Consider the following 18,460-nt stretch of genomic DNA (forward strand, 5'->3'; position numbering starts at 1 on the left):
TAGTATCTACATTTGTTTTATCATCAATATCTTCTGATGTTGGTCCCATAAGTAAGTTTCCATCAACTGTTGGAGTAACTAAAACTCCTTTACCCATTTTAGTTGGTAATTGGAATAAAGTTCTTGAAGCCATATCTCCTACTGCTTTATCAAATAGTAGGTATTCTCCTTTTCTTCCAGTAATGTTGTACTTCTTTTCACTTACCATGTTATTTAACTTGTCCGCATAAAGGCCAGCTGCATTTATAACTAATTTAGTTTCTATATTACCTTTGTTAGTTTTTAATACATAGCTTCCTTCTTTTTTATCTATCTCTTGTACTTCTGTTTCAAACTTGAATTCTACTCCATTAGTATTAGCATTTTCTGCAAGAGCAATTGTAAGTTCATATGGACAAACAATTCCTCCGGTAGGAAGTGTTAATACAGCTGCAACTTTATCTGATAAATTTGGCTCTAACTTCAAAGCATCTTCTCTGTTTAATATTTCCATCGTATCTGGTACACCGTTTACAAGACCATGTTGTCTCATTTCTTCTAATTTATCGATATCCTTTTCATCAAAGCATAATACTAAAGAACCATTTCTTTTAAAAGGAAAATCTAATTCTTCTTGAAGTTTATCAAACATTTCATTTCCTCTAACGTTCATCTTAGCTTTAAGAGTTCCTGGAACTGGGTCTTCCCCTGCGTGAACGATTCCACTATTAGCTTTACTTGTTCCTGATGCAACATCTATTTCTTTTTCTAATACACACGTTTTCAGTTTATACTTAGATAATTCTCTTGCAATTGCACATCCTGTAACGCCTGCACCTATAATTGTAATATCAAACATATTATTCCTCCTCCATATTAATAAAAAAAGAGCACTCAATTCAAAGGGTATATGTGCTACCCTTTAAATTAAGGCTCTCTATCTCTCAGCCAATCATTTTTTATTTTATGCTTGCATTGTAGCACATTTTTTATTATTTTTCAATATTTTTTTGATTTATATTATTTTTCTTCCCATTCTAATGATCTATTTACTGCTTTATGCCATCCTGTAACTAATTTTTCGCTCTTATCTGCTTCCATTGAAGCCTCAAATGTCTTTGATATCGCCCAGTTTTGAGCTACTTCTTCTCTATCCTTCCAATATCCTACAGCAAGTCCAGCTAAGTACGCTGCTCCAAGAGCTGTAGTTTCAATTACTTCTGGTCTATCTACATTTACTCCTAAGATATCAGATTGAAATTGCATTAAGAAGTTATTTGCACATGCTCCACCGTCTACTTTTAAAGATTTAAGTTCTATTTCTGAATCTTCTTGCATAGCTTTTAAAAGATCATGTGTTTGATATGCCATTGATTCAACAGCAGCTCTTATGATATGTTCTTTCTTAGCACCTCTTGTAAGACCAACTATTGTTCCTCTTGCATATTGATCCCAATATGGTGCTCCTATACCAACAAATGCAGGTACTAAATATACTCCATTTGAATCTTCTACTGCTGTAGCATATTTTTCTGATTCTGCAGCACTCTTTATCATTCTAAGTTCATCTCTTAGCCATTGAATAACTGCTCCTCCAATAAATACACTTCCTTCAAGTGCATATTCAACCTTACCATCAATTCCTACTGCTATTGTAGTAAGTAATCCGTTCTTTGAATCAACTGCCTTTTCTCCTGTATTCATTAATAAGAAACATCCTGTACCATATGTGTTTTTAGCCATACCCGGTTTAAAACAAGTTTGTCCAAATAATGCAGCTTGTTGATCCCCTGCATCTCCAGCTATTGGAATAGGTGCTCCGAATAAAATTTCATCTGTTTCTCCATAAACACAACTAGAAGGTTTTACTTCTGGAAGCATTGATTTTGGTATATTAAATATTTCTAAAAGTTCTTCATCCCATTTAAGTTCATGTATATTATATAGCATTGTTCTTGATGCATTAGTATAATCAGTTACATGTATCTTTCCTTTTGTTAAGTTCCACATTAACCATGTATCTATATTTCCAAATAATAAATCTCCTCTTTCAGCTTGTTCTCTAGCACCTTCAACATTGTCTAGTATCCATTTTACTTTTGTAGCTGAAAAATATGCATCTAAAACTAAACCTGTTTTTTCTCTTATTTTTTTATCTAATCCTTTTTCTCTTAATTCATCACACATTGATGCTGTTCTTCTACACTGCCATACTATAGCATTGTATACTGGAAGTCCTGTTCTCTTATTCCAAACTACTGTTGTTTCTCTTTGGTTTGTAATACCAATTGCTGCAATTTGTTCTGCAGAGATTCTAGATGTCATAAGAGCTTCTCCAGCAACCCCCGCTTGTTTTCCCCATATTTCTAATGGATCATGTTCTACCCATCCTGCTTTAGGATATATTTGTTTAAATTCTTTTTGAGCTACGCTTACAATCTCACCTTTTTTATTAAATATTATACATCTTGAACTTGTAGTACCTTGGTCTAATGCCATTATATATTTTTTTTCCATAATACAAATCCCCCTACCCAATTTATTTTTTTTACAATTGCTAACAATATTAATGTTTAAATTAAAATAGTAATAGTTAAAAATAGTAATAGTTAAAAATAATATTAATTCTTAAGAGTAATTATTTTGTAATTTTAAACGTTTTCTAGAATAATGATGTACCAAGTAATGCTCCTACTATTCCACCAAGAATAGGTGCAACTACTGGTATCCATGCATATCCCCAGTCTGAATCTCCTTTACCTGCTATAGGTAATATAGCATGTGCTATACGTGGTCCTAAATCTCTAGCTGGATTAATTGCATATCCTGTAGGTCCTCCAAGAGAAAGCCCTATAACTACGATTAATAAACCAACTGCTAATGCACTAATACCTGCTACCATTTCAGCTTGTCCTAAACCTATCAAACCAAAAACTAATAATCCAGTTGCTAAGAATTCAGTTAAGAAATTCGCCTTAGTATCTCTTATTGCTGGTGCTGTACAGAAAACTCCTAATTTTGTAGCCTTATCTTCTGTTTCTTTCCAATGTGGTAAGTAAGTTAACCATACTAATGTAGCTCCTGCTATAGCTCCTAACATTTGTCCTCCTAAATAGGTAGGCACTTCATTCCATGCAAAATTTCCAGCAGCTGCATTACCTATTGTAACTGCAGGATTTAAGTGGGCACCACTTATTGCTCCAAAAATATAAACTGGAATGGCAACTGCAAGACCCCAAGCAAGTGTTACAACTATCCAACCACCATCTTTACCTTTACTTTTGTTTAGTGCGACACTGGCAACTACACCATCTCCAAGCCAAACTAAGATAAGTGTTCCTAGAAACTCAGCCATAAAATTTGACATTATAATTCCTCCTTACTATTTTGTATAATATTTTAAATAAACTAATTAAGGTAAGAGTTGTAAACGTTTTACTATTCCATAAAAAAAATAGACCCATCTTAATAGGACTGAAAGTATATTAAAAATTAATTTTTAATAATACTTCACTCGTATTAAAAACGGCTCTCTCATCTCTGCCTTAATTTATTCATTTATCTTAATTAAATATTACAACATTTTCGAAAATTCTGCAAGTAGTTTTTGTTAAAATTTTTAGAATATTTTAAATTTATTTAAAACTATTTTTAAATATTCTATAAACCTTTTAATATGGTATTTAATAACTATAAAAAATAATAATATTTTCTACATTATTTTTTACCATAATTATTGTTCTTTATATTACTAACAACATTATTCTAGTAACCAGTTGCCATATGCCAATAACTAGTGAAGGAAGTTTTGCTAAAGCAAAACCTAAACTTAAATAAAAGAAAGAACAAGAACATAGATATTATCTATATTCTTGCTCTTTTTTTATGTTTATTTTTACTTAATTGGATTTCTTTAATTTTCTTTTCATTTTTCTTTCTGGCTACTGAATATTACTTCGCAGTATTCTTATATTATTCTACTTCTGCTGATTCTCCATATACAAATTTTCCAAACCTATTAAATGGGAAAATTATAAAACGTGCTTTACCTTTTATCTTACTTTCTGATATGTAATGTTGATTCCAATATCTGCTATCCCATGAATTAGCTCTATTATCACCCATGAAGAAGTATTTTCCTTCTGGTACTTTAAAGGTGCCACCTACACCACCATTATAAACTACGTAAGGTTGCTCTATTTTTTCCCCGTTTACATATAATTGCCTACTGTTATCTATTTTAACTTCATCTCCTGGCAATCCTATAAGTCTTTTTATTAAGGTTTCTTGTAATTCATCTGAGTAAAAAACTACAATATCTCCTCTTTTTAAAGATTTTTTATTATAAACTCTAGTTACAATAATTCTATCCCCTGGTTTAATTGTAGGATACATTGATTTTGTAGGTACTGATACCTGAAAAAATAAAAATTGATTTATTAAAAACGCAAGTAAAACTGCTATACCTATAGGCATTATCCACTCTTTTAAAATTTTTTTAGATTCCATAGTCTACCTCTCCCTTTTATGTATGCTTATTAAATATTTTATCATAAATAAAAAAAGATACCAATTTATTTTATCGGCATCTTTTTTATCATATTTCTACATTTTATGCTTTTGTATTGGTAATTACCTTGTGATAACTAAGTTACAAAGTTAACGGTTTTTCAATAGCTCCCACTGGACATGCTAAATAACATGAACCACATTCATCACAGCGCTCTCCATTGATTTTATATGGTACTCCCTTTTCTACCGCTTTAAATGTACAGACTTTATAGCATTTTCCACACCCTATACACTTATCGGTAATAGTGCATCCTGCATTGTTATATGTCATTCCACCAAAAGAAAATCTTGTTCTCAATAGCTTGTGATCACGTTTCTCTAGCTCAAAGTCATAGTCAAAGATTTCTCCCTTTGCTTTGTAAATACAAAAGCATCGTGTCGCAGGATATTTATTTATATCATATATTGCAGTTTTAAAATCCGGATTAGTTTTGCCTTTTAATGTTACTTCCTCTGTGGTTAATTCTTTAATATCTCCGGTAATCCTTAAAGTATAACCGGCTGTAAAATTTGGCGAACCTTCATCATTATGTCCTAGTAGCTGTGTTGATGGGTACATACCACAAACAGTTACATTTCCGGTTTTCTTCAGTTGGTGATAAAAGGGTTTAACAGTCATTGTTCTAAAGTATAGCCCCTCATCATCAAATGCAAAAAAGTGGGCAATCCGAGATTGCACATATCCATCATCAATTGTAGAAAAAGAAACGCATCCTATTTTATCAATATATTCGTATATTTCTTTAATATTCATTATTAAATCCTCCCTCTAATCTCTTTATATATTCTTATTTTATATAATCATTCATTACCCGCTGATTCCAATTGCTAAAAATCCAATACCCGCTATAACACCAGATGTCATCGCATATGGCATTTGCGTTTTTACATGAGCCATCACATCTATTTCAGCAATCATTGATGCTAAGATTGTTGAATCAGATATTGGAGAACAATGATCTCCAAATACCGCTCCAGAAATAATAGCACCTAGTAGCAATGGCATATTTACTCCAAGTGCTGAAGCTAATGGCACTGCAATAGGAATTAATACCGATACAGTTCCACTGCTTGTCCCTGTTGCAAATGACATAAGCATTCCTAAAACAAATATAATGAATGGAATCAAAGCTTTACTAACACTACCACACATACCTGCTATATATGCCCCAGTGCCTAATTGACCAACCAAGCTGCTTAAAGCAAATGCTAATGTTAGAATCACCGTTATTTCAAGATAACTAGACATACCCTTCATTACCCATTTAATATAGTTATCAAAAGATGTGACACCCTTTATTAAATAATAAATTCCAGTTACAACTAATGTAATAAATACTCCAATGTATATGCTTGTAGACCCATCCCCTTTTAGTAAGTTCCCATTACCTGTAATCATCATTATGGCAAATATGCTTCCAACGAATACAATCAATGGTATAAGCATGTTCCTAGGATTGGGGTTAATATTCTCACTGTCATAGACCCCATCAAAATCATTAGATTGAATTTTAGTTGTTTCTGCTGACTTTTCTACTTCCATAACACCAAAATCTTTCTTAGAAAAAATTGTTATTCCAACAATCAGTATGGATACAATTCCATAAAGTTGATACGGCATCGCTGCTATTATTAAAGTCATTGGATCTCCTTTAATAAATCCTTGGGCAATTTGTCCACCAATCATAGCCATTAAAAATGCCCCAGCAGCATTAAATGGTACGAACCACGCTACTGGTGATGATGTTGAATCTGTAATATAAGCAAGTTTTGCCCTTGAAACATTGAATCTATCAAATAAAGGACGTGCAGCAACTCCTGAGATTACAATTGAACTTGTTGCATCAATAAACATCAATAACCCAATCAGATAAGCCACTAACTGCGCCCCCAATTTAGACTTAATCATTTTCTTATGCTCTGTTAGTAAAATCACCATGCCATGAACACCACCTGATGCCTCAATGACATAAACAAATGCACCAATCATTAAACAAAATAATATGGATTTTGCTGCCCACGCATCTTGAAATACCTGATAGATGCTGTTTAATCCTGAAAATAATTGACTAGATTGAACATCAATAATAATACCTGCTGAAATGATACCAGATAATAATGCAACAAAAACGTTTTTAGTAATAAATGCTAAAACAATAGCCAAGACTACTGGAGCCAATGATATCCAACCAATTTCCATAATCTCACCTCTTAATAATTCATAGTTTATAATTAATTCTATTATTATTTTTGGTGATTCAACAGGTAAATTTGGTTTCAAAAACTGTAAAAATGACACCTCTTAGAGTGCCATTTAATGTTCAGTATGTATTTGCTGTTTTTTCCTAAACTCAGATGGAGTTAATCCTTCATAACGTTTGAAAAATTTTGTTAAGTTTGCAGGTTCATCAAATCCCATCATTTCCGAGATTTCATTAACTGTCAAATCCCCCTGAGAAAGGTACCTTTTAATTTCTAAAATAATACGATTAATGATAAACTGTTTTGCAGACAAATCAACTGCCTTTCGAGTGATTAAGTTAACTGTTTTCTTTGAAACATACATAAGATCTGCATATTCTTGAACTGTCTTTTTCTCTTTAAAATTAGCTTCGACTAAATTCATAAATGTAATAAATTTTTCGTAATTGTGAGTATCCATATTATTTTCATTTTCTTGACTATCTCTCTTAATCAACAACATTAATGTTCTTAACTGAGATTTCAAAATTTCAGGCTTTAAAACATTTTTTTTATCAATATAACATCTATATAATAGCTCCAATTGAATTCGCTCTATACCATTATCACTATTATTAAATTTTACTATGGGATAAAAATAAGTGGATTGAAAAGGCTCCAAAAACTCAGAAATACTTGAACCTATATAACCACATAGAAAATTATCCGTAAATAAGATTAAATATCCATCAACATTTTCTTTAGGATAAAATCGGTGTACCTGATTTTTAGCTATCATCAGAATATCACCTTCCTGATAAGGATATAATTTAAAGTCAATTTCATGTTGACCATTCCCTGATGTGATACACAATATCATATAGAAATTCACTCTATAATTACGCATAAGGTATTGTAAATTTTTAGTTGCAAAAAAATCTTTTAATTTAATAATCTCAAAATCAAAATGCTTATCTTTAGTTTTTTGAAATTTAATTCTCTTGATTGTATCCATACTTACTCCTCAAAATTGTATCTATTCATTGACTTGCTAAGTTTGAGACATTCCTTTGTATATTTAAGAAATCCATCCTCCATAATTAACTCAACCATTCCTGTTTCATTCAAATATTCAACATATGACCTTAACATTTTTTCTATTATGGCATATTTATATATGCTTTTCACATTAATATTCCAATTTTTAATAACAACCTTCATGATATCTTCCATTGTCATAGCACCATCTATGAGGTCATATATTGCTGCAGCTCTATTCTTATAGAAATCTATATTATCAGTTATAAGGTTTGTAATGTCATCATACATTCCTTTATGTGCCACTACATATTTGCTGCATTTTAAATCATAAAGCTTTTTTTTACTTTTCAAATCCTCTTTGAGTATAAAAGCATAAGGCATTTTTGCCCCTTTTATAACTTCATAACTTATAAGAGCATCTCCTATATAAGCAACATCATCAGGAGTAATAATGCATATATGTCCCGGACTATGTCCTGGTGTATGAAGAACTTTAAATTTAATACCACAGACATATATGCTATCTTGGTTATCCAAAATCATAATATCTGTTTCACAAACCATATGTCCAAAATGCTTTGTTACATCAGATAATGTCTGGCTGCTGTAACAAACCTTAAGATTGACCGTGGAACTACAAGCAAGAGCCTCATAGGCTGACATAGCAATAATGCAATTATATTTTTTCTTAAAATATGCATTATTTCCTATATGATCTATATGAGCATGACTGCATACTATACCAACTACCTTAAAATTGTTTTTTTCCAGTAACTCGTCTATTCCTTCTCTCTCTCCTTCTGCCCATCCCGAATCTAACATAATAATTTCTTTATCATTAATTTTATAAAAAGGTATATATGTCATTCCAGTATCAATACAAAATGTATTTCCACTAACTTTTTTTATTTCCATTTGATCTCCTCCAATAAACTTTTCCATAAAGAAAGTCCCTTGAAAAATCAAGGGTTTAACTATGCTTCATTATATCATAAATTTATTCTTTTCTTATAATCCCTTTCTCATTAAATAATTTACACATACCAGGAAGACTTCTTCCATAATAATAATTTTTTTCTGTGGCATATTCAAAATTAAATATCATACCATACTCCATATATTTACTATTATAAAAATTATAAAACTTTTTACCATTAGTTTTATAAAATATTTAAATTAATAATACCCAATACTATTAATATGAAAATATAAAACGGAGATGTTTAATATGGTATTAATTTGGATCTTAATATCTATTTTTCTAACAATATTAATTTTAATAACTATAGTTCCACTTAAAATTATATTTAATTCAGATGAAAATCTCGACTTTCATATTTTAGTCACTTGGTTAAATCCCTTATTTAAAGCAAGTGTACAAAATAAAGACACTATTATTTTTCTATCAGTATATTTATTTAATAAAAAAATATTATCAAAACCTGTAAAAGCAAAAAACAAAAAGACAAAAAAACTAAATAATAAAAATAAATTATATTATTTACAACAAGTTAAACCATATTATTTTAATATTGATACTTCTTATGGGTTTAAAGATCCCTCAATAACAGGAATAATATGCGGAATAATAAATTCATTTGCAGAATTAATAGATTTGAGAAATATACGCAATAATCCAAATTTTGTTACAGAAAATAATTATTTTAATGTTAATGGAATTGTAAAATTGCACATTGTTTCAACAATTATAAAATTATTGTCATCATATATAAAATCACATAAAGTTATTTACCAAAAATAAAAATGCTTATATTAATTTATTAATACAATAAATTAATTAATATATAAAAAAACTAAGGAGGAATAACTATGCAAGATATTCAAAATGTTGATGCCTTATTTACAGGTTTGCAAAACTTCGTAAAAACAGAGTCTGTTATGGGTACTCCTGTTAATGTAGCTGATAAAACTTTAGTTCCTGTTGTCTCAGTTACAATAGGTTATGGAAGTGGATCAAATAACAAAGCTCCTGTCCCTGCAAATGGAGGACCTGGAGTTGGTTTAGGAGCTAGAATAGCAACCAATGCCGTTGTAGTTATAAATAAAGATTCTGTTTCTATGCTTCCAGTAAATGAAAAAGGTAACGTTAATAATTTACCAAATGATAATAATACAATGAGTACCTTAGTGGATAAAATCCCCGAAATGATAAATAATTTTAAACAAGGCGCTCAACCACAAAATATGGCTCAAAATCAACAACAAAATCAACCTCAAGCTCAACCACAAGATAAGGCTCAAAATCAACAAAAACAACCAAAATAAAAATTTAAATATTAAGTAAAGCTGTTGATAAATATATTTTGTCAACAGCCTTTTTTATATTTTTTATAAAAAAATTTTTAGTACTTGGTAATTTCATTAGTTGATGTAACATAAAGTATTAACAATTCATAATCTATATAGGATATAAATTTTAATAGGGACGGCGAAAAAATGAAAAAATTTCTATATTTCAATGGTGTTGTTACCATGATTACCGATCTTTATACAGGAGGAAATGTTGCAAAAATAGGATGTTATAAATTAATGTCTGTGGAAAATGAAGATGGGACTTTAGTAAATTTTGTTGTGGCACCAGCTACTTACTTTGTAGACCATGTAACAGTGGTACCAGGTGATAGGGTAACTTCATTCTATGATGCAAATGCACCTGTTCCTCTCATTTTCCCACCACAATATAATGCCATTGTAATGGCAGAAGATACACCATATCAAAATGTGAAAGTAGACTATTTTAATAATGAATTAGTGAGTAGCGATAATACACTGAAATTAAATATTGCACCATCTACTGAGATAATACTTGAAAACGACCAAGCCTTTACTCAAAATCCTTCAAACCGATATCTAACTGTTGTATATGGTGCTACCACAAAGAGTATCCCAGCCCAAACCATACCATACCAAATTATTGTTATGTGTTAGTTAGATATTATAAAACACCTTATCTAAACATAGAACATATTATATATATTAAAGCCTATGAAAGGAATGAGTAATATGTGTAATTTTTACGAAATGTATCCATGTCCTTACTACGTTAACACCCCAATGTATAACCCATACAATATGTATTATGTTTATGGAATGTATCCATGTCCTTACTGCATTGACCCACCAATATATAACTCAGACTGTTCGAAACAGTTTACTAAATTGAAGGATTATGGACCAGAACCATTTGTAGTTAATATTGAGAAGGCTACTAAGCGAAATAATACTTATCGTACCGCTTTATGGACAGGAGACGATTTGCAAGTTACCTTGATGAGCATCAAGCCTGGTGAGGACATAGGTTTAGAGGTTCATCCCAAAGGTGATCAATTCATACGTATTGAAGAAGGTCAAGGACTTGTTAAAATGGGGGATAGTAAAGATAAGTTGGATTATCAAAGAAAAGTCTATGATGATTATGCAATCATGATACCTGCTGGTAAATGGCACAATGTAATCAATACGGGTGATAAACCACTTAAATTGTACGCTATCTATGGGCCACCTGAACATCCACGTGGTACGGTTCATGAAACTAAAGCAGATGCAGAAGCTGCTGAAGAAAACTACGGTTACTAATATCAAAAGGTTTATTTCTTTAAAAATTTTGATATAATATAAATAAGAAATGCTTAGTGCTACCAACACTAAGCATACTCTATTTCAATCTATTTTCTATCTATCTTCACTACAGTTTCCACATGCATTATTCAGGGCAATAGGAACATATTTTTAAATTGATTTTTTATGTTCCATTCTCAACGCTAAACCATTTTTTCTTTGATTTTTTTATTTAAAAACATATGATTAGTCTTATTACATAATGTCATTAATCAAACTTCCTCAAACGATGAATTCAAAAGATGGTCAGGGAATACTTCTTCAGAAACAAATTCAGTTGTTGGTGTATTATGGTCTACTTCCTGAAAATCAGCATTATCAAACCAAATCTGCCCTTTACCGGTTAGCAATACGCCAATATTGATAATGGCTCCGTTCTCTGGGATATCCAGTACACAAGAATAATAATTCCATTCAGTTGTTCCGGTAATTGCCCTGCTCTGCATATTATCAAGTTTCAATGTAACACTCAAAGCGTTGTCTATTCTCATCCATAATCCGCACCACCCCTCCACTTCTTGGGTTTTTACAAAGCCTGAAAAGCGCATTCGTTTTCCAACAAAATTTTTAGCACTAATTTGTTGCATTATAGTGCCGTATTCTTCAGTTGAAAATTCATCTGCAACAGAGCAAATTGTAGCTGCCTTTGAACCCATGTGATATATTTTATTGTCAATACTGATCTGGTATTTTTCAGGGGCTGTTCCTGTTATAATCCAACCTTTTATTTTATTTTGCTTATTCATATTTATTCCTCCTATAATTAAATCCTTAATGGCTGTTCTGTATCTCCCCGGGGGTAATTGATAAACACTTTTAAAAGCTCTCGTGAATGATTCTTGAGATTCAAAGCGGTAGGTTAGTGCAATATCGAGTATAGATGTATTTGTATTTAGCAAAACTGATGCTGCCTTAGTAAGTCTTCGCTTTCTGACATAATCATATAACGAAATCCCTACTTCTTTTTTAAAAATCCTATGGAAATAGAATTTTGAAAATCCTACAACTTTAGAAATTTCATCTAAAGTCAGTTCTTCATGTAAATTCATTTCAATATAATCTAATGCTGCCTGAATTTCTTGAATATGCGTCACTAATATCACCGCCTTGCAATTATTATAGCACTTGTTCAGATTTAACTTTTGATGATTCTTGCCTTCTTCTAAGCCATTAATTTCAGAAGGAACAAATATATATTATTTATCTGTTATCTATGTACCTTACTTAATTGTTATACTATTGCTTTCTTATGTCCCTGCTCATTCCATCAAGGTGTATTACATGTTTATAATATATAAGCGTTTTGATTGATAATTTTAAAAGGGCAAAAAACAGCTCTTTTCGTCCGTTTTTTGCCCAAACTCATTTTCAAATCATAACATACTGTGATTATTATAATCTACCTATTTAGCTTTAAACTATTTTTTCTACAATAAATATACACACTCAACATACCTATTCAGGTTAATAAAAATATACTTTTAAAATTTATTTTTTATATTCCTATTCTCAACGGTAAAGCATTTTTCGTATGCGTAGTCATATTTAAAAAATCTCAAAACCTAGTCTTCTAGCTGTGTTTCCTTTTAATCTTTACTACGCACTCAATGTGTCCGGTTTATTTCACCTAAATATCTTATTATATTTTACTGTATTTTATAGTATCTTATAATCACTTGAAATATCAAGGCTTAAAAGAAACTATTTATCTAATTGTATTTTATCATATTTTAAGATATTTAATCATAACTTCCTTGTGGGTGGCAAAAGGGTGGCAAAATTGAATTTTGCCACCCTTTTTATTAAAGCTGTTGTTTACAAATATATGAATAAAGCTACTTCATTTTTATTAAAGTATGAATTTTTAATTACAACTAATATTTTTTATAAATAATCTTAAATTTTTGTTTGTGATACAATTATCCTTATCTATTTTTTAATGAAGTTTCTCTCAAATTATTTTATACAGAATTTGCACTCTCTAACTTCTCTATTTTCTAACGACTCTGCTTTTTTTTTTGCATCTTGATATTTTAAATATCCTCCATGCCATTTACCATTGCTTTCTCCAAGGGTACCTTTTCCCGTTCCTTTACCATTATTGCAAAATCTACATTCTCCTCTATGAATTACAGCTTTCTTGTCTGCTGTCCAGTTTTCATATACATAATACATTTTATTCCCATTGCTCCATCTTCTCCCTAGATTTTATCATAATATCTAATAATATATTTTATTAATTAAATTCATCGTATATATCCTGTAAAAATTTAATTCCTCTAGACAAATATAAATTACATATTTGATTTGCTTCCTTTTTATTTCCTCTCGTGTATAATATTCTCACTATATTTCTTACCTCTTCTTTGTTTGTAGGATATATTTCGTTCTTAATCATATTTAAATAAATTAAAGCGACTTTAGCTGATTCTTTTTCTACGTGTCTTAATAATCCCTTTATAAATCTATATGTTTCATGAGCATATCTATAATATTTAATAGATATTAATAACCATTCATATACATTATCATCTAAACTATCTACTAAATTAACCCAATTACATAACTTATATGATAATTTCCTAACTTCTTCTTTTTCTGAATTATTTTCTAAAATATATATAAGTTTACCCCATAGATCTTTTATTTTTAACTTCATTTCATATTTTATATCTTCATATTTTTCTCCAGAAACAAAAAATATTATTTCTTCTAATTGTTTTATATTTTCATTATTTATTAGTTTAGTAATTAAACTTGAATTATCCTCTATAGATTCTTCTCCATTCAAATATGCAATACATATTTGCTGTACTAATCCTCTGTTTATAGATTCTTCATCAAAATTAATGTTTAATGCTCTATCATAATTACCATTACTTTTCATAAGTTTATATATATCTAAATATAATCTAGTATATCCTATATATCCTATCATTGCAGCATTCCAATACTCTTCTAATGTTTTATCAAAAATTTTATCAAAATACTTAGTTACCCAATCCTTATCTAAATACATTAACTGTGGTAAATACATCCCTAATATAGTTGAAAAATTTAAAGAAGGCTCTTCTTGTTTATTTAGCTTTAATGTAAATAATTCTTTTATATTACTTTCCCATTTGCTTTTTTCCTTTACATTTTTCAGTTTTGCTATTTTAAGAGAATAAGTAATCAGAGAAATATAAATATTTCCTTTAATTGAATTAATTGCATTTTCAACACAATCATCAGATTCATTTTCCTCTTTTTTTACATTATTAAGTATTTGAATTAATATATACTCAGTTTTTTTCAAAAGCTTATCATTATTAAAATTCTCTGTTTTTAACAAATTGTCATTTATGAATCCTATTAATGAAACTAATGTGTATTTTATATATTCATCTTTATTGTCTATATTTTCACATAAATTTGTTGATAACTTGTCCAAAAACTCTAGTATTTTTTTTAAATATGAACTTTTATTTGGTATAGCTATATTTTTAAATGCATTTATAACTGTATATTGATATCTAGTAGGTATACTTAAATATTCATCTAAATCAATAATAAAACTTGAAAAATTATTAATTATATATTTCTCAAAATTAGATGCTAACCCTTCTACACTTGGTCCTTTCCAAGTTGAAGTTTCTTTAAAATCACTTAAATAATCAGATATTTCTTTACTTGACATTTTTTCAAACTCCTCTATCTCTAAAGGACTTATGTACTCAACTGCTTTAAAACCATGTGTACGATAATTTCCTTCTATTGGATCTTCTATTTCAGTTGAATCTATCTTATTATATTTATCATATAAATTTATTACTTTTTTATTTTTAGAATTTAATAAAGGACTTAAAAATTCTTTTTTTCTATATGCTATAATTTCTCTCTTAACATTCTCTTTATCTTTGTATTCATCAGAAATATAATAATTTTTATTTTCTATCCAATTTATTGCTTTATTTATTTCTTCTTTATTAAATACTTTAGATCTTTCTTTAAATAATTTGTAAACCTCATATTTAACATACCTATCTTCTAAAGGATTTTGATTCAGATTCCAAAAAATATTTTTTAATTCATCATAGTGATAATTAATAATATGTATAGCTAAGTTCCTATATATTAAGTTACTACTAATAATCATTTCTTTTATTTTTTCTTTAATCTCTTTAGGTTCTGAATATTGAAGTACTTCTCTTAAAAAACTAATTAATTGACTTTTATAAGAATTATTTTCAACATTTTCAATTGCAGCAAATTTATAAATAGGGAAAGCATATTTATCTTCACTTATAATATTCTCTATTTTGTTTAAAATTACATTTATTGCATCAATGGGATACAGATTTCCAATTATCTTCTTGTTTCTTTCTAGTATTTTTCCAAACCAATAAGATTGAATTTTTAAATTAGGATCTAATAAACCATTTAATAAAAGTATCATTAATTCTTTATTCAATATTTTAGGTAAATCATATTTTGATAGTGTACCTTCTAAAAATCCATCATTCCATTTTGATTTAAGTGCTGTAATTATAAAATCAATGTGTTTTTTCATTATTCTTTCACATGGTAAATTCATAATAATCTCAATAATTGTATTATCAGTTCTAAAATTTTCTATTCTATTTTCTTTACAATCTTTAAAATCAATTATTGAATCAACTATGTTTATCAGTAAATCAGTTATATTACAATCACTTTTTTTCTTGTTTTTACTTGAGATATTCAATAAAAAATCTAATACATTCCACTTTGGTATACTATAATAACCTTTTTGATTTCTATCTTCTAAAGGTTGTGGATTTTTATTTGGTAAAAAATATCCTTTTCTGTATAAATACTCAAACCATGGGAAAGGATTATTTGAAGTTGCCAAATTTTCAAAAAATTCATTTTCTTGAGGCTTGTCTTCTTTAATAAGCTGAAATATATCCTCTACTTTATTAACATCAAAATTTTCTACTGCTTGTTTTATATACTCAAATGATTTGGGTAAATAAGTACTTAAACTATTTATTTCTATATTCCATTGATGTATTACTTCATATAATTGGTCATAACCTAACTCATCTTTCGCATATGGTACTAAATTAATTCCTAAATGTTTATAATAATATTGCTCATATTCAAAAATATTTTCTTCTCCTTTAAAATAAGGCATTAATGCATAATGTTTAGGTTTTTTTAATCCATTCTCAAAAAATTTAGTTATAACAAAATCTAACACTTCAAATTCTGCTAAACCATACCCTATAAAAAGAACCGTATATTCATTAAAAATTTTACTTAAAAATTCTGTAAAAATACTCTTATTATATCTTTCGATATACTCATGTACTGTAAAAACTAAAGATTGCCTATCCTTTATACTCCCATGTATATGATACAAAGTATTTCTGTTTAATTTTTCAGGATGAAAATCTTCTATTCTATATTTAATATTAATTGGTTCAAATTTTTTATCAAAATGTTCATCTGCATTTGTTGTTATAAATATTCCTCTTAATTTTAAGATTTCATTATATATATTTCTATTTTTTAATTTTTCTTCATCTTCTTTTAAAGCTTTATTCATTTCTTCATAAAATAGTTCTTCTAATTTATTTGATTGTAATATACCATAACACATGGTTATAACTTTTTTTTGGTCATTCATATAACTTAAAGTTTCTTTTTCTTTAAAATTAATACATTTCTTATAAAAACATATATCTATTAATTTTCTTGCTAACTGATCCCATCCTAAGCATCCTATTAATCTAGATACACCAGCACCTATAAAAACAGCTAATTTATTATCATTTATAGCTTGTATAATTCGTTCTGGAATTTTAGGTATAAGCTGAATTTCATTTTTTATTTCTCCAGACATAATCTCCTCCTAAATTAATCTTATATAATATTTTTCAACTAGATTTTAAAGAAAACCTTATCTATTTATAATATAGTTCACCTCATCTTAACTCAAAAGCATTTCATAAATTTCTAAAAAATATATTCTTCTATTATAAAATCAGCTATAAATCAGCATAAATATATACTAAATAAACCAAATACAAACATATTATACCATATAAAGTTAAGAAGGGCTGGTGGGTGGGATATGAATTTAATTATTATAGTTCTCCTGGGACAAAACTTGCATGCCCTCTACTTGCTGGAGCTTGTTATGGTTTGTCCCAGGAATACAGAACTATAATTTCCTATTTGATAGACCATAGAAAACTGCTGCTGGGGTTTGGGGCTGTGCCCCATTTTCAATTATTCCAGCCCAATTTAGTTAAATAACAGTTTTGCGAATTATGCATGTCCTTTTAAGGCTTGTATATTTCGCAAAACGAGCGGGTTATTTGGCGAAGTTGGGCAGCACCTAGAGGAATACCCTAGATAAGGACCCCAAAGGAATACTAAAAAAGGGTGGACTTGCCTTGCTGCCCAAAGGTACGGACATGACTTTTTAATGCTTGTACGTGCTATTTAGAGCTGGAAGCATGTCAACCCTCGCCCTTGCGCTCTGTCGGGTACCCATAAGAACAATTTGGAGGGCTGTAGAAGTACTTGAGCTGTAGAAGTCTGGAAGTTATGAAAGACTTATAGAGTTCTAGTACTACTTAGCAAAACATGAAGTTTGTTGGGTGACAGGGTTTAGCGCCCAAAGACTTACTATATATACTACTAGTAATACTGTATATAACATAAATACACTGTACTTCTTATTAATTAAATTTAAAATTATGAATTAATTTATTATTATATATAGCAGCTAAAAATAAACTCCTGATATAATTTATTTATATGTCTTTTTTAATTACTGTAAAATTATTATTGTAAGCTATAGCTGCTAACTAAAAACTAAGAGCTGGCTTGCCAGTTCTTAGTTCTACTTTCGCCCATGGGCGGATTAATTGAAAATGGACATTCTTTATATCTGCCATAGTATAATCTTAAAAACTGTTACATCCTAAAAACAGACGTGAAGCATGTCCATTTTCTATCCGATTTTTTCTTTTAAGTGAAAGTGGAAAGCTAGTTTATTTTTGAAGGGTTTTTC

At 29.2% G+C, this 18,460-nt stretch carries 15 protein-coding genes; 4 read left to right on the forward strand and 11 right to left on the reverse strand.

Annotated features, from left to right (window positions below; all coding sequences use genetic code 11):
- From OXH55_RS11285 to OXH55_RS11320, 8 genes are all read right to left on the reverse strand, one after another.
- Positions 1 to 838, reverse strand: an 838-nt coding sequence (locus OXH55_RS11285; RefSeq protein WP_268050081.1) for an NAD(P)/FAD-dependent oxidoreductase, incomplete at its 3' end; no start/stop codon positions are given.
- A gap of 161 nt (positions 839 to 999) precedes the next feature.
- Entirely contained in the window at positions 1,000 to 2,496 is a 1,497-nt protein-coding gene (gene glpK, locus OXH55_RS11290) for a glycerol kinase GlpK (RefSeq protein WP_268050082.1), read from the reverse strand.
- A gap of 145 nt (positions 2,497 to 2,641) precedes the next feature.
- Positions 2,642 to 3,346 (reverse strand): MIP/aquaporin family protein, encoded by a 705-nt coding sequence (locus OXH55_RS11295; protein ID WP_268050083.1) that lies wholly within the window; start codon positions 3,344 to 3,346, stop codon positions 2,642 to 2,644.
- A gap of 605 nt (positions 3,347 to 3,951) precedes the next feature.
- The gene (gene lepB, locus OXH55_RS11300) at positions 3,952 to 4,488 is read right to left on the reverse strand and encodes a signal peptidase I (protein WP_268050084.1); all 537 of its coding nucleotides are present in this window, start codon (positions 4,486 to 4,488) and stop codon (positions 3,952 to 3,954) included.
- Positions 4,489 to 4,630: 142 nt separating this feature from the next.
- Entirely contained in the window at positions 4,631 to 5,305 is a 675-nt protein-coding gene (locus OXH55_RS11305; RefSeq protein WP_268050085.1) for a 4Fe-4S binding protein, read from the reverse strand.
- Positions 5,306 to 5,359: 54 nt separating this feature from the next.
- Positions 5,360 to 6,832, reverse strand: a complete 1,473-nt coding sequence (locus tag OXH55_RS11310) for a Na+/H+ antiporter NhaC family protein (protein ID WP_268050086.1) — start codon at positions 6,830 to 6,832, stop codon at positions 5,360 to 5,362.
- A gap of 33 nt (positions 6,833 to 6,865) precedes the next feature.
- Complete coding sequence (locus OXH55_RS11315) at positions 6,866 to 7,747, reverse strand: AraC family transcriptional regulator (RefSeq protein WP_268050087.1); 882 nt, start codon at positions 7,745 to 7,747, stop codon at positions 6,866 to 6,868.
- A 2-nt stretch (positions 7,748 to 7,749) separates the two neighbouring features.
- A complete protein-coding gene (locus OXH55_RS11320) occupies positions 7,750 to 8,688 on the reverse strand; it encodes an MBL fold metallo-hydrolase (protein WP_268050088.1) in 939 nt (312 codons plus the stop codon).
- A 313-nt stretch (positions 8,689 to 9,001) separates the two neighbouring features.
- On the opposite strand from OXH55_RS11320, the gene OXH55_RS11325 reads away from it, so the two are divergent.
- The 4 genes from OXH55_RS11325 (at position 9,002) to OXH55_RS11340 (ending at position 11,370) form a co-directional block, all read left to right on the forward strand.
- Positions 9,002 to 9,535 carry a DUF2953 domain-containing protein gene (locus OXH55_RS11325; RefSeq protein WP_268050089.1) on the forward strand — a complete coding sequence of 178 codons (534 nt, stop codon included), beginning with the start codon at positions 9,002 to 9,004 and terminating at the stop codon, positions 9,533 to 9,535.
- A gap of 68 nt (positions 9,536 to 9,603) precedes the next feature.
- Positions 9,604 to 10,059, forward strand: coding sequence for a GerW family sporulation protein (locus OXH55_RS11330; RefSeq protein WP_268050090.1), 456 nt, complete (start codon positions 9,604 to 9,606; stop codon positions 10,057 to 10,059).
- Positions 10,060 to 10,230: 171 nt separating this feature from the next.
- Positions 10,231 to 10,722, forward strand: a complete 492-nt coding sequence (locus OXH55_RS11335) for a hypothetical protein (protein ID WP_268050091.1) — start codon at positions 10,231 to 10,233, stop codon at positions 10,720 to 10,722.
- 75 nt (positions 10,723 to 10,797) lie between these two features.
- The gene (locus OXH55_RS11340) at positions 10,798 to 11,370 is read left to right on the forward strand and encodes a cupin domain-containing protein (protein ID WP_268050092.1); all 573 of its coding nucleotides are present in this window, start codon (positions 10,798 to 10,800) and stop codon (positions 11,368 to 11,370) included.
- A gap of 254 nt (positions 11,371 to 11,624) precedes the next feature.
- Here OXH55_RS11340 and OXH55_RS11345 read toward each other — a convergent pair whose 3' ends face one another.
- The 3 genes from OXH55_RS11345 to OXH55_RS11355 form a co-directional block, all read right to left on the reverse strand.
- The gene (locus tag OXH55_RS11345) at positions 11,625 to 12,506 is read right to left on the reverse strand and encodes a helix-turn-helix transcriptional regulator (protein WP_268050093.1); all 882 of its coding nucleotides are present in this window, start codon (positions 12,504 to 12,506) and stop codon (positions 11,625 to 11,627) included.
- A gap of 862 nt (positions 12,507 to 13,368) precedes the next feature.
- Positions 13,369 to 13,587 carry a hypothetical protein gene (locus tag OXH55_RS11350; RefSeq protein ID WP_268050094.1) on the reverse strand — a complete coding sequence of 73 codons (219 nt, stop codon included), beginning with the start codon at positions 13,585 to 13,587 and terminating at the stop codon, positions 13,369 to 13,371.
- A 61-nt stretch (positions 13,588 to 13,648) separates the two neighbouring features.
- Positions 13,649 to 17,281: an SIR2 family protein gene (locus OXH55_RS11355; RefSeq protein ID WP_268050095.1), complete on the reverse strand. Its 3,633-nt coding sequence runs from the start codon at positions 17,279 to 17,281 to the stop codon at positions 13,649 to 13,651.
- Between the last annotated feature and the right edge of the window lie 1,179 nt (positions 17,282 to 18,460).

Origin of the sequence: Clostridium ganghwense, from assembly GCF_026735165.1 — a bacterium.
Classification (GTDB): Bacteria; Bacillota; Clostridia; order Clostridiales; family Clostridiaceae; genus Clostridium_H; species Clostridium_H ganghwense.

Bases quoted from the DNA above. Each gene is read 5' to 3' on its own strand.
- OXH55_RS11320 (WP_268050088.1), bottom strand. From the start codon at position 8,688: ATGGAAATAAAAAAAGTTAGTGGAAATACATTTTGTATTGATACTGGA.
- OXH55_RS11295 (WP_268050083.1), bottom strand. From the start codon at position 3,346: ATGTCAAATTTTATGGCTGAGTTTCTAGGAACACTTATCTTAGTTTGG.
- OXH55_RS11340 (WP_268050092.1), top strand. From the start codon at position 10,798: ATGTGTAATTTTTACGAAATGTATCCATGTCCTTACTACGTTAACACC.
- glpK (WP_268050082.1), bottom strand. From the start codon at position 2,496: ATGGAAAAAAAATATATAATGGCATTAGACCAAGGTACTACAAGTTCA.
- OXH55_RS11335 (WP_268050091.1), top strand. From the start codon at position 10,231: ATGAAAAAATTTCTATATTTCAATGGTGTTGTTACCATGATTACCGAT.
- lepB (WP_268050084.1), bottom strand. From the start codon at position 4,488: ATGGAATCTAAAAAAATTTTAAAAGAGTGGATAATGCCTATAGGTATA.
- OXH55_RS11305 (WP_268050085.1), bottom strand. From the start codon at position 5,305: ATGAATATTAAAGAAATATACGAATATATTGATAAAATAGGATGCGTT.
- OXH55_RS11330 (WP_268050090.1), top strand. From the start codon at position 9,604: ATGCAAGATATTCAAAATGTTGATGCCTTATTTACAGGTTTGCAAAAC.
- OXH55_RS11315 (WP_268050087.1), bottom strand. From the start codon at position 7,747: ATGGATACAATCAAGAGAATTAAATTTCAAAAAACTAAAGATAAGCAT.
- OXH55_RS11325 (WP_268050089.1), top strand. From the start codon at position 9,002: ATGGTATTAATTTGGATCTTAATATCTATTTTTCTAACAATATTAATT.
- OXH55_RS11350 (WP_268050094.1), bottom strand. From the start codon at position 13,587: ATGTATTATGTATATGAAAACTGGACAGCAGACAAGAAAGCTGTAATT.
- OXH55_RS11355 (WP_268050095.1), bottom strand. From the start codon at position 17,281: ATGTCTGGAGAAATAAAAAATGAAATTCAGCTTATACCTAAAATTCCA.